The organism is Rhizobium indigoferae (assembly GCF_034554815.1).
Taxonomy (GTDB): Bacteria; Pseudomonadota; Alphaproteobacteria; order Rhizobiales; family Rhizobiaceae; genus Rhizobium; species Rhizobium leguminosarum.
Genome location: NZ_CP140635.1, coordinates 2,106,060 through 2,122,795, shown reverse-complemented (window position 1 = coordinate 2,122,795; position 16,736 = coordinate 2,106,060). Strand labels below are relative to the sequence as shown.

At 61.3% G+C, this 16,736-nt stretch carries 19 protein-coding genes and 1 pseudogene; 5 read left to right on the top strand and 15 right to left on the bottom strand.

The annotated features are described in order from the left end of the window. Positions 1 to 21 precede the first annotated feature (21 nt). The 3 genes from ttcA to U5G49_RS10865 are packed head-to-tail and all read left to right on the top strand — an operon-like array spanning position 22 to position 2,630. On the top strand, positions 22 to 891 hold the full coding sequence (gene ttcA / locus U5G49_RS10875; protein WP_193442388.1) for a tRNA 2-thiocytidine(32) synthetase TtcA: 870 nt from the start codon (positions 22 to 24) through the stop codon (positions 889 to 891). Positions 892 to 937: 46 nt separating this feature from the next. Beyond that, positions 938 to 1,765 carry an inositol monophosphatase family protein gene (locus tag U5G49_RS10870; protein WP_026188410.1) on the top strand — a complete coding sequence of 276 codons (828 nt, stop codon included), beginning with the start codon at positions 938 to 940 and terminating at the stop codon, positions 1,763 to 1,765. Between the two features lie 40 nt (positions 1,766 to 1,805). Beyond that, positions 1,806 to 2,630, top strand: a complete 825-nt coding sequence (locus tag U5G49_RS10865; protein ID WP_193442386.1) for an inositol monophosphatase family protein — start codon at positions 1,806 to 1,808, stop codon at positions 2,628 to 2,630. Between the two features lie 23 nt (positions 2,631 to 2,653). Here U5G49_RS10865 and U5G49_RS10860 read toward each other — a convergent pair whose 3' ends face one another. From U5G49_RS10860 to U5G49_RS10830, 7 genes are all read right to left on the bottom strand, one after another. Beyond that, positions 2,654 to 3,127, bottom strand: a complete 474-nt coding sequence (locus tag U5G49_RS10860) for a GNAT family N-acetyltransferase (protein ID WP_193442384.1) — start codon at positions 3,125 to 3,127, stop codon at positions 2,654 to 2,656. 74 nt (positions 3,128 to 3,201) lie between these two features. After that, the gene (locus U5G49_RS10855; protein WP_193442382.1) at positions 3,202 to 4,041 is read right to left on the bottom strand and encodes an alpha/beta hydrolase; all 840 of its coding nucleotides are present in this window, start codon (positions 4,039 to 4,041) and stop codon (positions 3,202 to 3,204) included. Between the two features lie 101 nt (positions 4,042 to 4,142). Next, complete coding sequence (locus U5G49_RS10850) at positions 4,143 to 5,423, bottom strand: multidrug effflux MFS transporter (protein WP_193442380.1); 1,281 nt, start codon at positions 5,421 to 5,423, stop codon at positions 4,143 to 4,145. Positions 5,424 to 5,460: 37 nt separating this feature from the next. Further along, on the bottom strand, positions 5,461 to 6,666 hold the full coding sequence (locus tag U5G49_RS10845) for a multidrug effflux MFS transporter (RefSeq protein ID WP_115157668.1): 1,206 nt from the start codon (positions 6,664 to 6,666) through the stop codon (positions 5,461 to 5,463). Between the two features lie 137 nt (positions 6,667 to 6,803). After that, positions 6,804 to 7,139 (bottom strand): Grx4 family monothiol glutaredoxin, encoded by a 336-nt coding sequence (grxD, locus tag U5G49_RS10840; RefSeq protein ID WP_018242201.1) that lies wholly within the window; start codon positions 7,137 to 7,139, stop codon positions 6,804 to 6,806. 145 nt (positions 7,140 to 7,284) lie between these two features. Further along, a complete protein-coding gene (locus U5G49_RS10835) occupies positions 7,285 to 8,106 on the bottom strand; it encodes a c-type cytochrome (RefSeq protein ID WP_193442378.1) in 822 nt (273 codons plus the stop codon). A 49-nt stretch (positions 8,107 to 8,155) separates the two neighbouring features. Beyond that, the gene (locus U5G49_RS10830) at positions 8,156 to 8,386 is read right to left on the bottom strand and encodes a hypothetical protein (protein ID WP_027684531.1); all 231 of its coding nucleotides are present in this window, start codon (positions 8,384 to 8,386) and stop codon (positions 8,156 to 8,158) included. Positions 8,387 to 8,551: 165 nt separating this feature from the next. Here U5G49_RS10830 and U5G49_RS10825 point away from each other — a divergent pair, with 165 nt between their 5' ends. Beyond that, a complete protein-coding gene (locus U5G49_RS10825) occupies positions 8,552 to 9,796 on the top strand; it encodes a hypothetical protein (protein ID WP_193442374.1) in 1,245 nt (414 codons plus the stop codon). Between the two features lie 34 nt (positions 9,797 to 9,830). On the opposite strand, the gene U5G49_RS10820 is transcribed toward U5G49_RS10825, so the two are convergent. The 4 genes and pseudogenes from U5G49_RS10820 to U5G49_RS10805 all read right to left on the bottom strand — a co-directional run bounded on the left by U5G49_RS10820 (position 9,831) and on the right by U5G49_RS10805 (position 14,363). Next, entirely contained in the window at positions 9,831 to 10,064 is a 234-nt protein-coding gene (locus U5G49_RS10820) for a BolA/IbaG family iron-sulfur metabolism protein (RefSeq protein ID WP_003579540.1), read from the bottom strand. Between the two features lie 19 nt (positions 10,065 to 10,083). Then, positions 10,084 to 12,315 (bottom strand): phosphoribosylformylglycinamidine synthase subunit PurL, encoded by a 2,232-nt coding sequence (gene purL / locus U5G49_RS10815; RefSeq protein ID WP_018242197.1) that lies wholly within the window; start codon positions 12,313 to 12,315, stop codon positions 10,084 to 10,086. A 132-nt stretch (positions 12,316 to 12,447) separates the two neighbouring features. Then, positions 12,448 to 12,777: pseudogene (locus U5G49_RS10810) on the bottom strand (acyloxyacyl hydrolase); the annotation flags it as partial. 167 nt (positions 12,778 to 12,944) lie between these two features. Then, positions 12,945 to 14,363: an aminotransferase-like domain-containing protein gene (locus tag U5G49_RS10805; protein WP_018242196.1), complete on the bottom strand. Its 1,419-nt coding sequence runs from the start codon at positions 14,361 to 14,363 to the stop codon at positions 12,945 to 12,947. A gap of 81 nt (positions 14,364 to 14,444) precedes the next feature. On the opposite strand from U5G49_RS10805, the gene U5G49_RS10800 reads away from it, so the two are divergent. Then, on the top strand, positions 14,445 to 14,702 hold the full coding sequence (locus U5G49_RS10800) for a DUF1127 domain-containing protein (RefSeq protein WP_018242195.1): 258 nt from the start codon (positions 14,445 to 14,447) through the stop codon (positions 14,700 to 14,702). A gap of 43 nt (positions 14,703 to 14,745) precedes the next feature. Here U5G49_RS10800 and U5G49_RS10795 read toward each other — a convergent pair whose 3' ends face one another. The 4 genes from U5G49_RS10795 to purS form a co-directional block, all read right to left on the bottom strand. Further along, positions 14,746 to 15,138: a hypothetical protein gene (locus U5G49_RS10795; RefSeq protein ID WP_018242194.1), complete on the bottom strand. Its 393-nt coding sequence runs from the start codon at positions 15,136 to 15,138 to the stop codon at positions 14,746 to 14,748. 88 nt (positions 15,139 to 15,226) lie between these two features. Beyond that, entirely contained in the window at positions 15,227 to 15,898 is a 672-nt protein-coding gene (gene purQ / locus U5G49_RS10790) for a phosphoribosylformylglycinamidine synthase subunit PurQ (protein WP_105006267.1), read from the bottom strand. Beyond that, the gene (locus tag U5G49_RS10785; protein ID WP_193442372.1) at positions 15,895 to 16,449 is read right to left on the bottom strand and encodes an RNA 2'-phosphotransferase; all 555 of its coding nucleotides are present in this window, start codon (positions 16,447 to 16,449) and stop codon (positions 15,895 to 15,897) included. The genes purQ and U5G49_RS10785 overlap by 4 nt, the downstream gene beginning before the upstream one ends. A 44-nt stretch (positions 16,450 to 16,493) precedes the next feature. After that, entirely contained in the window at positions 16,494 to 16,736 is a 243-nt protein-coding gene (purS, locus tag U5G49_RS10780) for a phosphoribosylformylglycinamidine synthase subunit PurS (protein ID WP_018072257.1), read from the bottom strand.

Here is a 16,736-nt window from a genome sequence, read left to right as displayed (position 1 = left end):
GAATTTCTGTAGGACGAAGCAATGAATATCGCAGCCAATATCGCCGACGAGTTGGAGAGTGGCGAGGCCGATAGCAGCGGCCATGCGCTGTTTGCTGATGCGCCGCGTTCGGTCTCCTTCAACAAGCTGCGCAAGCGCCTGCTGCGGCAGGTGCGCCAGGCTTTCGACGATTTCGACATGCTGAAGGGCCAGAAGCGCTGGCTGGTCGGCCTTTCCGGCGGCAAGGATTCCTACGGGCTGCTGGCGCTGCTGCTCGATCTCAAATGGCGCGGCCTGTTGCCGGTCGAACTCATCGCCTGCAATCTCGACCAGGGCCAGCCGAACTTCCCCAAGCACGTGCTGCCGGATTATCTCACCAAGATCGGCGTTCAGCACCGGATCGAGTATCGGGATACCTATTCGATCGTGAAGGAGAAGGTGCCTGAAGGCGCCACCTATTGCTCGCTCTGTTCGCGGCTGCGCCGCGGCAATCTCTACCGCGTCGCGCGGGAAGAGGGTTGCGATGCGCTGGTGCTTGGCCACCACCGCGAGGACATTCTCGAAACCTTCTTCATGAATTTCTTCCATGGTGGCCGGCTCGCCTCGATGCCGGCGAAACTTCTGAACGACGAGGGCGATCTGATGGTGCTCCGGCCGCTCGCCTATGCCGCTGAGGACGATCTCGCGAAATTCGCCGCCGCCATGCAGTTTCCGATCATCCCCTGCGATCTCTGCGGATCGCAGGACGGGCTGCAACGCAATGCGATGAAGGACATGCTCGCCGATATCGAGCGGCGGATGCCGGGCCGCAAGGATACGATGCTGCGGGCGCTTTCGCATGTGAACCCGTCGCATCTGCTCGACCCAAAACTCTTCAACTTTTCCACCCTTGGTGTCACCGATCCTTCATAAAGGGCCGGCTATGGAGGCTGGCTATTGAATGAAGGCAGGATTTCGCATGACTATTTCAGACCAGGATATTCTCTTTCTCGGCGATTGCGTCAGGGAGGCCGCGCGAGCCGAGATCATGCCGCGTTTCCGCAATCTCGGCGCTGCCGATGTTTCGGAAAAGACTTCGGCAATTGATCTGGTGACGCAGGCGGACGTGCTTGCCGAACACCGGATCACCGCGGCGCTAAGAGAGCGCTTTCCCGCAGCACTCGTCGTCGGCGAGGAGGCTTATGATGCCGACCGGTCGGTCGTGCCGGCCCTTGCCGATGCGGAGCTCGCCTTCGTCATCGACCCTGTCGACGGGACGTTCAATTTCGCCGCCGGGCTTCCCGTTTTCGGGACGATGCTGGCGGTGACGATCAAGGGCGAGACGGTCGCCGGCATCATTCACGATCCCGTTCTCGGCGATACAGTGACCGCGATCAGGGGCGCAGGCGCCTTTCTGACGCGTCGGGACGGGCAGTCGACAAAGCTGAAGGTCGCTGAGCCTGCTAGCCTGAACCAGATGGTCGGTGGCCTGTCATGGAGCCACATGGACGAACCGGATCGCGCGCGTATCTGCGCCAACATGGCAAAGATCCGGATGACCTTCGCCTTCAACTGCTCGGCCTACGAATACTGGATGGTCGCCTCCGGCAAGATGCATTTCATCGGCCATGCGAAGCTGATGCCCTGGGATCACCTGGCCGGCGTGCTCGCGCATCAGGAGGCCGGTGGCCATACGGCGAAATTCGACGGTACGCCCTATCGCCCCGGCGAGACGACGGGTGGCATCATCTCTGCGCCCGACCGGGAGAGCTGGCAGCTCATCCGGCGCGAGATCGTCGGCATCTGATTCAAGGTTCTCCGAAGAGACCTAAGCGTGAGGATTTGACATGACTTCGACTGTTGACGTGAGCGTTCTGGCCGATCTGCTGCGCCGCGCGGCGAAGGCAGAGATCCTGCCACGCTTCCGCCGGCTCGGTCAGGACGATGTGCGCGCCAAGAGCGAGGCGACCGATCTCGTCACCGAGGCCGATGAGCAGGCCGAGCGGATGATCAAGGCGGAAGCTCAGCGGCTCTGGCCGGGCGCGCTGTTCCTTGGCGAAGAATCGGTCGCGGCCGATCCTGATTTGCTCGGCAGCCTCGAACATGCCGATCTTGCGATCGTCGTCGATCCGGTCGACGGCACGTTCAATTTTGCCGCCGGTATCCCGGCCTTCGGCGTCATGGCGTCCGTCATCTACGGCGGCGAGACGGTTGCCGGTATCATCTACGATCCGATGGGCGACGACTGGGTGATGGCGGAAAAGGGCGGCGGCGCCTGGCTGCGGCGGCCGGAAGGCGGCGCCGAGCGGCTCTCGGTCGCAGCGCCCGTGGGACTGGAGCATATGGTCGGGATGGCCTCGACCGGCTACCTGCCGAAGGAGAAACGCGCCGAAGTGCTCGGCAATCTCGCAAAGGTGCGCTTCCTCACCAATTACCGCTGTGCGGCCCACGAATACCGCACCTTTGCCGGCGGCCATGTGCATTACCTCATGTACAACAAGCTGATGCCCTGGGATCACCTTGCCGGTACGCTGATCTCGCAGGAGGCAGGCGCTTATGTGGCGCGCTTCGACGGCTCGCCCTACCTGCCGCATCATCTCGATGGCGGGCTGCTGATTACCCCCGACAAGGCCTCCTGGGAGGTGCTGCGGCGTGAGGTGTTCACGGTCTGAACAACCGCTCGACCTGCCGCATACTACTGGTAGAGTTTTTCCTTGAGAAAGTTTTCCAGGCCTTGCCCACGCTTCTCGACGATTTGCTTCGTTATGACGCGGAATCCTTTGCGCTCAAAAAACGGTCGGGCCGTTCTGCTGGCTTCGATATAGATTCGGCTAAACCCCAGCTTCAGGGCTTCGTCTTCGACCCTGCTCAATAGCCGGCTTGCTATTCCAAGCCCCTGAAACTCGGGGTGCACAAACATCATGTCCAGGCATCCGTCGCCGGTCAGGTCGGAAAACCCGGCAGGCTGTCCGTCAAATTCTGCGATCCAGGCAGGCCTGCTTGTCCTTCGCTCTGCCCATAGTCCGCGATCTTCCACCTTTGCCCAAGCCTGGATCTGAGCGGGTGAGTAGTCTTTCGACGCGACCTCTCGTATGGCGCTCAGAAAAATTTCAATCGTCGCGTCCACGTCGCCTGGCGCGTAAGGCCTGATCAGAATTCGGTCGTCCATGGAGGGCGCCTTTCGCGCAATGCTGCGCCAATCCGATGGATTGAACCATCGATCAAATCACTGCAGCGCTCACGCTACAGCATCTCAAGAATATGTTCCCATGCGGGTCGTCCCAATTTGGCGTCGGCCTCGTCACTTCCACCATGAGCGCGCAGCGATGATCGGGGGGTGGTTTCGCCCGGCAGCAGAATGCGATGGCCCGCATCTTCTCCCAACACAAGCTGGGTGAGTAAGCCCGAAGCTGCGCGCCGCCGAACAAGTGACGCGGCAAATTTGTCTGATGGCCAGAGCGCGTCAGAGCATCCTGCTACGAGCAGAATTTCGGCATTCGTTCTCTCCAAAGGGATAGCCGCTGCTTCGATCTCAGACTCGTGCACCTGAAGGCATCTTTCGAACAGGCCTCGATAGGAGACCAGCTCGTCTCTGTATTCTCGCACCCATTCTGGGTCCGACGAAACAAAGGGAAGCGGTGTACCTCGCAATGTCCACGACGAGCGTTCCGGCCAGCTAATGCCATCAAGCCCTGGACCAATATTTCCCCACACGACTGACGAAGGGCTCATCGCGACGACCGCGCTGATGCGCGGATCGTATACCGCTGTGAGCAGCGCAGCTTCGGCGCCTTTCGATGTCCCCACCAGGACGATGCGTTTGCAACCGAGTTCGATCAAATAATCAGTAGCAGCGAAGAAGGTTTCCAGCGGCACCTCGCAAATGCCTGGCGCCTGGCCTTCGCCGCCGAACCAGCGAAGCGCTATGACCGTTGCCCCTTGGCTGGCAAACAGCCTGGCACGGGCCACATCCACCCGGCCACTGGAGCCGCCGAGTACGACAACGCCAGTGCCGGTATCTGGCTTGACTTGAAATATCTCGCCCTGCAATGGCGGGGGGAGACGTTGATATCCTGCATCCAAAACCAGGCTCCTTCTTCCAGGACATCCAGATTTAGGAATGTGCCGAGTTGCCATCTAATGCGATGCCGCCGGCGATCAACCGCTCCGACAGATTTCCCAATTCAGAAGTGGGCAGCACCCGGATCGAGCTGCGGGCTGTCGCCCGGATGGGTGAAGAGCTTGCCGTTCTCAGCCCAGAGGGTGGCTGCGATGGTGACAGCACCGAAGAGCGCGAAGCCGCCGAAGAGCGGCTGCACCGTGCCGTTGAACATCTGGCCGACCAGGCCGCCGAGAATGGCGCCGGCCGTCGTCGAGACGAAGCCGGTGATGGCGGTCGCCGTGCCGGCGAGATTGCCCATCGGCTCGAGGCTGATGGCGGTGAAATTGGTGGCGATCACGGCAAACATCATCAGCACGATGGTGAAGATGCCGTAGGCGACGGCGAAATCCGGCTTGCCGGCCAGCGAGAGGAAAAAGCCGGCGGCTGACAGGGCCGTGAAGATCAGCAGGGCGGCGTGCGAGATGCGGCGCATGCCGAATTTGCGCACGAAGAAGCCGTTGGCGAAATTGGCGACGGCGATGCCGCCTGCGGTGGCCGCAAAGGCGATCGGCAGCCAATCGCCAAGGCCATAGACCTCGCCGAAGACCTGCTGCACCGAGATCACATAGGCGCTGATGACGCCGGTGAACATGGTGAGGCCGATCATGTAACCGCAGGTGATGCGGTTGGTGAGCACGGTCTTGAAGCCCTCCAAGACAGAGCTGACCGACAGCGGCAGCCGCTCTTCCGGTGGCAGCGATTCCTTCAGCCGCAGAAGAGCCCAGACGAACAGGATGGTGGCGATGATACCGAGCAGGATGAAGATCCAATGCCAGTTGGCATAGAGGATGATGAGTTGGCCAACGGAAGGGGCAACGATCGGCACGATCATGAAGACGATCATGACATAGGACATCACGCGGGCCATTTCACGGCCGCCGAAGCAGTCGCGGACGATGGCCATGGTGGTGATGCGCACCGCCGCACCGCCCACGCCCTGAACGAAGCGCATGACCAGCAGCATTTCGAAGCTGCCGGTTGCTGATGCGGCAAACATTCCGACAACGTAGCAAGCCAAGCCGCCGAGCAGGATGTTGCGGCGGCCGAACGTATCCGAAAGGCTGCCGAAGAAGATCTGCGAGAAGCCGAAGCCTAAGAAGAACACGCCGATGATGAGCTGGGCGTCGTTGGTATTGGTGACGCCGAGGGAATGGCCGATATTGGGCAATGCCGGCAGCATGCTGTCGATCGCCATGGCGATGCTGGCGGTCATGATGGCGATGGTGACGATGAATTCGCCAAAGCCCATGCCGATGCGGCGAGAGCCCTGGTTTTCCTGGTGCGGTTTATGCGGCGGCGTCATGTGATTGGAAATCCCGGATGCGGAGGAGGGCGGCCGTTCAGACGGCCGGGTTCTGCGATTGGAAGAGGCGACCCTTTTCGGCGATCAGCACGAAGACGAGCCCGATGATCGACACGGTGAAATAACCGGCGACCATCGGCAGCGCCGTGCCGTCGAAGGCCTGGCCAATGCCGGCGCCGATGATGGCGCCGCCGACCGTGCTCATGAAGCCGAGGACGGAGGAGGCGGTGCCGGCGACGTGGCCGAGCGGCTCCATGGCGAGCGAATTGAAGTTCGAGCCGATCCAACCGAACTGGAACATCGCAAGGCCGAAGAAGGAGATGAACAAAGCGAAGGGCATCGGCTCGGTGCTTGCCATCTGGACGATCAGCCAGATGGTGTTGATGGCGATGAAGCCGATGAGCGAGCCATGCGACAGGCGGCGCATGCCGAGCTTCCCGACGAAGCGCGAATTGAAGAAGGACGACAGCGACATGAAGATCGCCACACCGGCGAAGGCGAAGGGGAAATAGACGCCGAGATCGTAGATGCCGACATAGACCTGCTGGGCTGAATTGATGAAGCCGAACAACGCGCCGAAGATGAAGGTGCTGGCAATGGTGTAACAGAGCGCAACGCGATTGGTCAGTACCAGCTTGAAGGCGCCGAAGATCGAGCGGGCGGTGAAGGGCCTGACATTGGCGGGATGCAGGGTTTCCGGCAGACGGAGATAGGCCCAGACGGTGATACCAGTCGCCATGGTGGCGATGAAAAGGAAGATCAGGTGCCAGTTGCCGAAAAACATGACGATCTGGCCAGTGCCGGGCGCAATGACCGGAACGATCATGAAGACCATCATGATCAGCGACATGACCTCGGCCATCTGCCGGCCGCCATAGATATCGCGAACGATGGACACAGTGATGACGCGGGTTGCGGCTGAGCCGACGCCCTGGATGAAACGCAGCATCAGCAAGCCGGCGAAGGTGGGGACGAAGACGATGCCGATGGCGGAAACGATATAGATGACGAGACCGACCAGAAGCGGCGTGCGGCGGCCGAAGCGATCGGAGAGCGGGCCGTAGAACAGCTGGGCGCAGCCAAAGCCGAGCAGATAGGTGGAGACGACGAACTGCCGGTGATTCTCACTCTCGACGCCGAGGCTCGCGCCGATCTGCTGCAAGGCCGGAAGCATGATGTCGATCGCCAGCGAGTTGACGGCCATCAGGAAGGCTGCGAGCGCGATGAATTCACGCTTGCCCATGGGCAGGCGGCCCGCGGACACGGCTTGTGATGAATCTGTCACAATGAAATTCCGATAAACAGGTCAAGGCGCTGCTGGCCGCAGCGCCTCGAACTCAAGAAACAGATTTGGAAACCGGGCGGACGTCCGGTGACCGGTCAGGCGGCGCCGCGAACGGTGATGCCATTTTCCTGAAGATGCTGCTGCAGCTCACCAGCCTGGAACATTTCCCGGACGATGTCACAGCCGCCGACGAACTCGCCTTTTATGTAAAGCTGCGGGATTGTCGGCCAGTTGGAATATTCCTTGATGCCCTGGCGGATTTCCGAATCGGCGAGCACGTTGACGCTCTTGTAGTCGACACCGATGTAATCAAGAATCTGCACGACCTGACCGGAGAAACCGCACTGCGGAAACTGCGGCGTGCCCTTCATGAAGAGGACGACGTCGTTGGTCTTGATTTCGTTGCCGATGAATTCGTGAATGCCGCTCATGGGATCTAATCCTTTCAACAGGCGGGTTAAAGGCCCACCGTTTCAATCGTTGCCTTTAGATAGCATGCGACGGCAGGAATTCCAGCCGCCCGAACCAAAAAAAGACCAGTTCGCGCAGGCCGTTGCCGGGGTTGTTGCCGTCGCGTTACGGTCGAATGGCGAGATAGGTCTGAATCTGTTCGATTTCGACATCGGTGAAATGGCTGAAATCCCATTGGGAAACCTGTGTCATCACGCCGAGATCCCGGCCGCCGACGCCCTTGCCGGTGCGCAGCAGCGTCTTGAAATCGGCAGCTGAATAGGATTGCGCCAGGGGCTTAAGCGCCGGCGCCAGGAAGGCTTCCGACTGCTTTGCCGTATCGAGATTATGACAGTGGCTGCAATCGGTCCTGAAGGCGTATTCGCCGATATCGGTCGGACGCGTCGCGGCAGGGGAGACGACGGCAGGCACCAGATCGGCCTCGAAGGGGATCTTGTCGAGCGCCAGGCCGATTCGCCCGAGCGGTCCCCATTGCGTCGTTCCGGCCACAGCATCGGGAAGCTGCTTCAAACTGCGCATCCACGCAATGATCGCCGCCATATCGTCATCGGTGATATTGGCGAAGTTGCTTGCCGGCATGATGAAGGCGCCGGTACCGTCCTTCTTGACGCCATGGCGGATGAGGCGCACGAGTTCAGCATCGCTGTACATGGGCACGAAGCGGGTCAGGTTCGGCGCGACGATGCGGCCGATGCCCGGCTCGTCGATGAGCACGTTGCCGGCATCGTGATGACAGCCGCCGCACATCAGCGTGCGGGCACGACGTTCGACTTCCTCGGCAGGCAGCGTCGTCTTGACGGTGAAATCGGCAACCGCAACGTCATAGGTCCTGGAAAGGCGCATCTCCGACAGGGCGTAGACGCCGGCGACGGCGATGAGACAGATCGCGACGACGGCCGCGAGAGTGATTTTCAGAATGCGTTTCATCGGTTCAGTCCCCCAGTGTCCCGAACATGCAGCTTTTGCTCGAAAGATATCAGCTGCGTCGCTGACGGCTGCGGCCAGCGGCGGTGCGGCGCTTGCTGACTTGTTTGCGGGCGGGCTTAGGCTTGGCCGAGGTCGTCTTGCGCGCAACCTTCGTCGTCGCGGCGGGGCGTGTCTTACGCCTCCTGCGCTTCGTCGTGGCGCGGCCGGTGGTTTTTTTCAGGATCTCCTTCAGCACGCTGTCGACGACGCCTGATATCAATTCTTTGACTAGGTCGGCCACAAAACCCCTCCGTTCGTGATGGAAACGACATGGATGCTATTGAATTCCGGAAGAGTTCGGTTAGCAAGACGGCTTCGAGACCATAGCTGCTTTTTTGCCCCTATCCGCGGCGCAGCAGCCGGATCGCAGCAACATGCCGGCCATCTGCCCGGCCGGAAGAGTGGAATGAAACTAATCGAGAAGCGGGTCGTCCTGCATTTCACGGGCTTCGAGCCGCTCGACGGCGTTGCCCACAGGGCGCGCTACGAGCGTTCGGCCAGGCAGAGTGCCGCCGTCTGGGGCTATTCGCTTGAAACGGGCGCGCCGGAGGCGGGAAGTGATCCCCTCAGTTTCGTGGTCACGACGGGCGAACGGGCAGCCGAAGCGGCGCCCGCGGCAGCCAAAGCGGCGCCCGCGGCAGCGCCGGTGGCAGCCGACAAGGCGGCGACCGGGGAAGGGACCGGTTCCCACGGCTGGCAGACGAAGAGCCGGATCCACATGGTCGATCACGATACGCTGGTAAGCAGGCTGCGCGGCGGAAACACGCTGAGCCAGATCATGGCAGGCTTCCGGAGCTGCGCCGAGATCATGCTCGAAGGCGGCATGCGCGGATATTTCCGCCACGCCTGGCGCTTCGGCCTGTTCTTCCTCTTCCCGTTCCTGCTGACGGCGCTGGCGATCGCACTGACGGCGCAGATTGCCATCCTGCCCTATGGTCTCGGCTTTTCGCCGTGGCACATGCTCTGGAGCGGACCGCTGGCGCTTTGTTTCTTCATCTTCGCCTTCCTGCCGTTTTCCGAACGCTTCCATACGCTGCATCTGTTCGCCGATTGGGCAATGGCCGTGGCGCTCGGCCGCATGGACCGAACAGATTTCAACGACTGGCTGGAAGGCCGGGCCACTGCCGTGCGCAAGGCGCTTGACGAAGAGGCGGACGAATATGTGATCTCCTCGCACAGCATGGGATCGAGCGTCGCCGCCCATGTCATCGGCATTTTGTTGGAAAGGGAGCCGGAGATCTTCAAGGGCAAGCGTGTGGTGTTTGCCACACTCGGCAGCGCCATCCTGCAATGTGCGCTCATGTCATCGGCATCACTGCTTCGCGCCCGCGTCGGGCTGATCGCCCGCTGTCCCGACATTTCCTGGCTCGATGTGCAGTGCCTGACGGATTCGATCAATTTCTACAAGGTACCGGTCGTTGCTGTCTCCGGCCATAGGGATGCGCCTCAGGCGAAAATGATCCTGATTCGCGTCAAGCAGATGCTGACGCGCGAGCACTACCGCAAGATCCGCAAGGACCAGCTACGCGTCCACCGGCAATATGTGCTTGGGCCTGATCTGCAGGCACCCTTCGACTTCACGCTGCTGACATCTGGGCCGATGCCGGCCTCGGTCTTTGCCAATCCCGACGAAAAGAGAATGCCCGGCTGAGGGCCGGGCATCGTCATCGGGATCGCGTCGGACTCTATTCCGGCGCGGAGGTCTGCAGCGCCAGCGCGTGCAGTATGCCGCCCATATTGCCCTTCAGCGCCTCGTAGACCATCTGGTGCTGCTGCACGCGGCTCTTGCCGCGGAAGGCTTCGGCGACGACTTCGGCGGCGTAGTGATCGCCATCGCCCGCCAGATCGCGGATCGTCACCTTGGCACCGGGAATCCCAGCCTTGATCATGTCTTCGATATCGCCGGGTTTCATGGCCATGATCGTTACTCCTTGCGCATCATTCCGCAGCAAGTTCGCCGCGGCCTTCCATGAAATCAGGGAACCACGATTCATGGGCATCGCGCAATTGCTGAATCGGCAGCGAGATGAGATCGCCGACGATGAGCGCCGTTCCCCCGACCGTGCCGAGACGGCGGAAGGGAACGCCGCCACCTTCTGCATTGACGCAGACGAAATCGGCGACATCGGCAGGCAACGTCAGGACGTAGCGCGCCTGATCCTCGCCGAAGAGCAGCGCATGCGGCGCACCCTTGCCTTCGCTCAGATCAATCGTCAGGCCTTTGCCCGAGGCCATCGCCATTTCGGCGAGCGCCACGGCAAGGCCGCCCGAGGAGATGTCGTGGCAGGCGGTCGCCTGGCCGTTGCGGATCACGGAGCGAACGAAATCGCCGTTGCGGCGTTCGGCAAACAGATCCACCTCCGGCGCCGGACCCTCGCGGCTGGAAAGCACGTCGCGGAGATAGACGGACTGGCCGAGATGGCTGCCGTCGACGCCGATCATGATGACCTTATCGCCATCGTTGGCAGCGCCGATGCGGGCCATCTTGCGCCAGTCCGGCAGCAGGCCGACGCCTGCGATCGTCGGGGTCGGCAGGATGGCGACGCCGTTGGTCTCGTTGTAGAGCGAGACGTTGCCGGAGACGATCGGGAAGTCGAGCGCGCGGCAGGCCTCGCCGATGCCCTTCACCGCCTGAACGAATTGGCCCATGATCTCGGGCTTTTCGGGATTGCCGAAATTGAGATTGTCGGTGGCGGCGAGCGGTTCGGCGCCTGTCGCTGTGATGTTGCGCCAGCATTCGGCGACCGCCTGCTTGCCGCCTTCGAACGGGTCTGCCTCGACATAACGCGGGGTGACGTCGGAAGAGAAGGCGAGCGCCTTGGAGGGATGGCCGTCGACGCGCACGACGCCGGCATCACCCCCCGGAAGCTGCAGCGAATTGCCTTGGATCAGCGTATCGTATTGCTCATAGACCCAGCGGCGGCTCGACTGGTTGGCGGAACCGACGAGCTGAAGCAGCGCCTGGCCATAATCCTCGGGTGCGGCGACGAGATTTGCCGGCAGGGGGCCATGCTTGCCGGATTCGCGCCAGGGGCGGTCATATTCCGGCGCCTGGTCGCCGAGATCCTTGATCGGCAGGTTGGCGACTTCCTCGCCCTGATGCATGACGCGGAAGCGCAGATCGTCGGTCGTCTTGCCGACGATGGCGAAATCGAGGCCCCACTTGACGAAGATCGCCTTGGCTTCCTCTTCCTTTTCCGGCTGCAGTACCATGAGCATGCGCTCCTGGCTTTCCGACAGCATCATTTCGTAGGCCGTCATTCTCTCTTCGCGCACCGGCACCTTGTCGAGCTCGAGCAGGATGCCGAGATCGCCCTTGGCGCCCATTTCGACGGCCGAGCAGGTCAGGCCGGCTGCACCCATATCCTGGATGGCAATGACGGCGCCGGTCTTCATCAGCTCGAGGCAGGCTTCCAGCAGGCACTTTTCGGTGAAGGGGTCGCCGACCTGAACGGTCGGGCGCTTCTCCTCGATCGATTCGTCGAATTCGGCCGATGCCATCGTCGCGCCACCGACGCCGTCGCGGCCGGTCTTGGCGCCGAGATAGACGACCGGAAGTCCGACGCCCTTGGCTTCGGACAGGAAGATGGCGTTGGACTTCGCAATACCGGCAGCAAAGGCGTTGACGAGGATGTTGCCGTTGTAGCGAGCGTCGAATTCGACTTCGCCGCCGACCGTCGGCACGCCGAAGGAATTGCCGTAGCCGCCGACGCCGGAGACGACGCCGGAGACGAGATGGCGGGTCTTCGGATGATCCGGCTCGCCGAAGCGCAGGGCGTTCATCGCGGCAATCGGGCGCGCACCCATGGTGAAGACGTCGCGCAGGATGCCGCCGACGCCGGTCGCAGCACCTTGATAAGGCTCGATATAGGAGGGGTGGTTGTGGCTCTCCATCTTGAAGACGACGCAATCGCCGTCATCGATGTCGACCACGCCGGCATTTTCACCCGGGCCCTGGATGACGCGCGGCCCCTTGGTCGGCAGCGTGCGCAACCATTTCTTCGAGGATTTGTAGGAGCAGTGCTCGTTCCACATGGCCGAGAAGATGCCGAGCTCGGTGAAGGTCGGTTCGCGGCCGATCAGATCCAGAATACGCTGGTATTCGTCGGGCTTCAGGCCATGACCCGCGATGAGTTCCGGCGTGATCGGGATGGTGTTTGGAATGGTCATGAGCTCTCGAAAGTCCCTGCCGTTGCGCGTTTTCCGCTCTTTAGCCTATGTAGGGACGGCGCGCGACAGGAAAATGCCCGCCGTCAACAGCGGGCGGTCAACTTCTTCCTGACGATGAAATGCGGTCGCAGCCTAGAATTTGTAGCCGATCTGCAGACCGGCGCGCGTCATGCCGTCGTTCGGCCCATCGCAGAGATTGGCATGCGAGGAGTGGGCGATCTGGGCCATGACGTTCCAGTGGGCGTTGAAACGATAGCCGGCACCCAGATATTCGTGGAAGAGGACGCGACAGCCGAGTTCCGGGCCGTCACCATCGCCCTCGAGATCGCCGGTATGAATCACGCCGCCGAAGCCGGCTTCGGCAAAAAGCTTCTCGTTGAAATCGACGGTCCAGGTGAAGCCGGTGAAGAACTGGCTGGCCTCGCCTGACGTGCCGATCGAGGTGCCGAGATGCACACGAGGTGCCATACCCAAAAAACGCAACGGGATCTTTCCGAAGTCGACCTCATTTGCTGTCCTTTGATTCGCGTCAGACGGGAACAACAAGGAGGTAATATGGAAGTTGAGTCGGTGAAGCGCTCCGAATAGGCTCCGGATTTTTCCGAATTATGACGTGTATTTGCAACACGTCATATTTCGCCGTCATAGGCGGAGCCGCCATTTTCCAGCAGCCGGCGCAGGATCATCAAGCCCGAGATCAGTTCCTGCCCCGTCTTCGGCGAGGAAAAACCGATGCGAACGCGATGATAGGGTCGCTCTCCGCGCGCCGACTTGAACTCGTCCTCGTCGTCGACGAGCACACCGTCGCGGAAGGCGGCATTTTTGAATGTGCCGGACATCCAGGGCTCCGGCAGTTTCAGCCAGAGGAAGGGCGCGTGTACGTGCGATTCGAAATCGAAGCCCTGCAGCTGCTCGCGGGCGAGACGGACGCGCCGTGAAAGTTCCTCAACACTTGCCTTGCGGATCTCGTGCGCCATGCCGCTTTCGACGAGGCGCGCGCAAGTCTCGGCCAGGATGAAGGGCAGGCCGCCAGTAATCATCCTATGCGTCACCTTGATGCGCTGGGCAAAATGCGGCGGGCAGGCGACCCAGCCGCCGCGCACGCCGGCGGCGACCGATTTCGACAGGCCGTTGACGAGGAAGGTGCGATCGGGCGCAATCGAGGCGAGCAGCGGCGTATCGTCGTCGGCCATGCCGCCGTAGAGGTCGTCCTCGATCAGCCAGACACTGTGTTTCCTGGCGATTGCGGCGATATCAGCGCGCCGCTCATAGGGCATGATCGCCAGCGTCGGATTGTGGACGGTCGGCATCAGGAAGGCGATCTTCGGATGCTGCTGCTGGCAGAGCCGCTCGAAATCCTCGGGGATCACGCCGAGCTCATCGGAATCGACCGTCAGTGTGCGGCGGCCGAGCAGGCGGGCGCTGCGGCTGACCTGCGTGTAGGTGAGATCTTCGAAGACGATCTTGTCGCCCGGCGCAGAAACGGCGGCGATGACTGATATCGCCGCCGCATGGGCGCCGAGCGTCGGCACGATGTTTTCGACCTCCGGTGTCCAGCCGCTGCGGGCAAGCCAGAGGCGACCGGCCTCGAACCAGTTGCGCGGGAAACTGCGGGAATAAGAGGAGATTTCAGAAAGATGCTGTTCGCCGATCTCGGCGAGAATGCCTGCTATGATCTTGCCCTGGCCGAGATCGGGCGCGGCTGTCGTGTCGAAGCGGATCTTGTTCGCCGGCGCATCCTGGACGCGGGTACCGCCGAGCGAGACGGTCAGCGGATCGATCTGTTCGCCGGGCGCCGTCTCCGAGCGGTTCAGCACATAGGTGCCGCGCCCCACTTCGCCGGCGACCAGACCCCGCTCATGCACCAGCGCATAGGCGCGGCCGATCGTGCCGATCGTCACGCCGATATCATAGGCGAGGTTGCGCTGCGGCGGCAGTTTGCTGCCAGCGGGCAGGGCGCCGCTTGATATGGCGGATTCGATGCTGTCGGCAAGCCGGAGATAGACCGGCCCGGAACCGCGGGAAATATCGGGAAGCCAATTTGTCATGGTGACAATTGTATATATTGGCACATTGTATCGGTCAAGCGTATGAGTCAATTCCAACGGCACGCCGAGAGGATTCCTGGAATGTCTGCCTTGCCTGAGATAAAAATGCCGATTGTACCGATTGTCTCTTATGAAGACAGGAGACAGATTGTCCTTCCCGTCGCGCCCGCCGAGGCGACGACGCGTTTGGGCCGAATCTGGGCTGCCATTCTTCTCTGGCATCAGAAGCGGGAAGGCCGGCGCGCTCTGAGGGGCCTGACGGCGACCGAGCTCAAGGATATCGGAGTGTCACAGTCCGAAGCCGCGCGCGAAGTCGGCAAGTCGTTTTTCTGGGACTGATCTTGCTTTCGAGCAGATCATTCTTTCAGGGCCGATTGGGCGATCAGCTGCAGGCCTTGTTGCCTGCCGACCAGCGATTGACGTCGGTGGTGATGCGGCCAGCGACCGGCTCCTGCATCATCGGCCCGAAGGCCTGCAGGCGCGACGGGCTTCCCTCGGCCTGAACGACCAGTAGCGGCCGGCTCTCCGGGCTGCCCTTGTGGACAAGCAGGATGCGTGGACGGCCGGAGAAGGAGTTGAGCTCCGGCGCCAGCTTATAAGCAGCAAAAGCCGGATCGCCCGATTTGAACCAGCAGGCATTGGCGCCGAGCGCCACGCGTTCCATTGTCGGCAGTGCGGCGCGGTTCGGGCCAGTCGTCGGCGCCGGCGTCTGGCAGGCTGTCACCATGGCTGCGAGAGCGGTCAACAGGGCGGCGTTTGCGAGGCGAGGGCGCATTAATCTTGCTCCAGATCCGGACGGAAGGATTTTCGGGTGCATGCCGTTGCCCAAGAGCGCTGCGCGGTTTTTGGGCGACGTGCAGGGCTCAGGCGGCGATGACGTCGAGCGCCGAGGCAAAGAGGCCGCGGCCGTCCGAACCGCCATGGGCGGCCTCGATCAGGTTCTCGGGATGTGGCATCATGCCGAGCACGTTGCCCTTTTCATTCATCACGGCGGCGATATCGTTGATCGAGCCGTTCGGGTTGGTGCCCTCGGCATAACGGAACACCACCTGGCCATTGCCTTCGATCGCAGCCAGCGTCGCTTCGTCGGCGAAATAATTGCCGTCATGATGGGCGACCGGGCAGCGGATGACCTGACCCTGCGCATAGGCGCGGGTGAAATCCGTCTCGGCATTGACGACTTCCAGCTTGATCTCGCGGCAGACGAATTTCAGCGAGGAATTGCGCATCAGCGCGCCGGGCAGCAGGCCGGCCTCGACGAGGATCTGGAAGCCATTGCAGACGCCGAGCACCTTCACACCCTTCGCCGCCTTGTCGATGATTGCCTGCATGACCGGCATGCGGGCGGCGATCGCACCGCAGCGCAGATAATCGCCATAGGAAAAGCCGCCGGGAATGACGATCAGATCGACATCGGGGATCTCGGTTTCCGTCTGCCAGATCGTCACCGGTGGCTGGCCGGAGATCTTGGTCAAGGCGGCGATCATGTCGCGGTCGCGGTTGAGGCCCGGAAGTTGAACGACGGCTGATTTCATGGGGTCCCTGCGTTTCGCGAAAGATATTGAACTGGAACGCTTTCGGCGAGCCATACTCCATTGTCGGAGACAAAGAAAGAATGACCCTCTGAAAACATGCGGACCGCGTCTACGCATAGGATGAGATGTTCACCCTTGCGGCGCATTGCGACGATTTTCGCCGTTTCGACATCTGCTGACAGATGAACGTGGTGCCGTTGCATCTTCTTCAAGCCTTCGCGCTCGATCGACTGCCAGTTCGTCAGAGACGTGCCGTGAAAAAGAGCGGCAGGCGGCTCGACCTGGTTCAATGCGAGATCGACGTCGACACTATGACCTTGGTTCGCGCGAATTCTATGATCGGTGAGCGAGAAGCGCTTCTTTGGATTGTTTTCGACAATCTCGATGATCTCGGCGCGGGAAACGTCGTATTTCGACGACAACGCTTTTTCGAGTTCGTCGAACGACACCCAACCCTCGCTATCAAGCGTCAAGCCCGCAGATTCCGGCGCATGACGCAAAACATAGCTCATATATTTCGAGACTTCCGTCTCCAGCTTTGCTTTCATCATGACGCCAAATCCTCAAAGTCCGCCAGACGACGGGTCTGTGATCATCAGTCGATCGCGATTGCGTAGTTCTCGATCACCGTGTTGGCGAGCAGTTTTTCGCACATGGCCTTGAGGTCGGCCTCGGCCTTGCCCTTGTCGGCGCCTTCCAGCTCAAGGTCGAAGACTTTGCCCTGTCTTATATGGCCGACGCCCGAGAAGCCGAGGGCGCCAAGCGCACCCTCGATAGCCTTGCCCTGCGGATCGAGAACGCCGTTTTTCAGCGTGACGGTGACACGAGCCTTGATCAC

Coding starts and splice junctions, on each gene's coding strand:
- ttcA (WP_193442388.1), top strand. CDS start 22: ATGAATATCGCAGCCAATATCGCCGACGAGTTGGAGAGTGGCGAGGCC.
- U5G49_RS10870 (WP_026188410.1), top strand. CDS start 938: ATGACTATTTCAGACCAGGATATTCTCTTTCTCGGCGATTGCGTCAGG.
- U5G49_RS10865 (WP_193442386.1), top strand. CDS start 1,806: ATGACTTCGACTGTTGACGTGAGCGTTCTGGCCGATCTGCTGCGCCGC.
- U5G49_RS10860 (WP_193442384.1), bottom strand. CDS start 3,127: ATGGACGACCGAATTCTGATCAGGCCTTACGCGCCAGGCGACGTGGAC.
- U5G49_RS10850 (WP_193442380.1), bottom strand. CDS start 5,423: ATGACGCCGCCGCATAAACCGCACCAGGAAAACCAGGGCTCTCGCCGC.
- U5G49_RS10845 (WP_115157668.1), bottom strand. CDS start 6,666: ATGGGCAAGCGTGAATTCATCGCGCTCGCAGCCTTCCTGATGGCCGTC.
- grxD (WP_018242201.1), bottom strand. CDS start 7,139: ATGAGCGGCATTCACGAATTCATCGGCAACGAAATCAAGACCAACGAC.
- U5G49_RS10835 (WP_193442378.1), bottom strand. CDS start 8,106: ATGAAACGCATTCTGAAAATCACTCTCGCGGCCGTCGTCGCGATCTGT.
- U5G49_RS10825 (WP_193442374.1), top strand. CDS start 8,552: ATGAAACTAATCGAGAAGCGGGTCGTCCTGCATTTCACGGGCTTCGAG.
- U5G49_RS10820 (WP_003579540.1), bottom strand. CDS start 10,064: ATGGCCATGAAACCCGGCGATATCGAAGACATGATCAAGGCTGGGATT.
- purL (WP_018242197.1), bottom strand. CDS start 12,315: ATGACCATTCCAAACACCATCCCGATCACGCCGGAACTCATCGCGGGT.
- U5G49_RS10805 (WP_018242196.1), bottom strand. CDS start 14,363: ATGACAAATTGGCTTCCCGATATTTCCCGCGGTTCCGGGCCGGTCTAT.
- U5G49_RS10800 (WP_018242195.1), top strand. CDS start 14,445: ATGTCTGCCTTGCCTGAGATAAAAATGCCGATTGTACCGATTGTCTCT.
- U5G49_RS10795 (WP_018242194.1), bottom strand. CDS start 15,138: ATGCGCCCTCGCCTCGCAAACGCCGCCCTGTTGACCGCTCTCGCAGCC.
- purQ (WP_105006267.1), bottom strand. CDS start 15,898: ATGAAATCAGCCGTCGTTCAACTTCCGGGCCTCAACCGCGACCGCGAC.
- U5G49_RS10785 (WP_193442372.1), bottom strand. CDS start 16,449: ATGATGAAAGCAAAGCTGGAGACGGAAGTCTCGAAATATATGAGCTAT.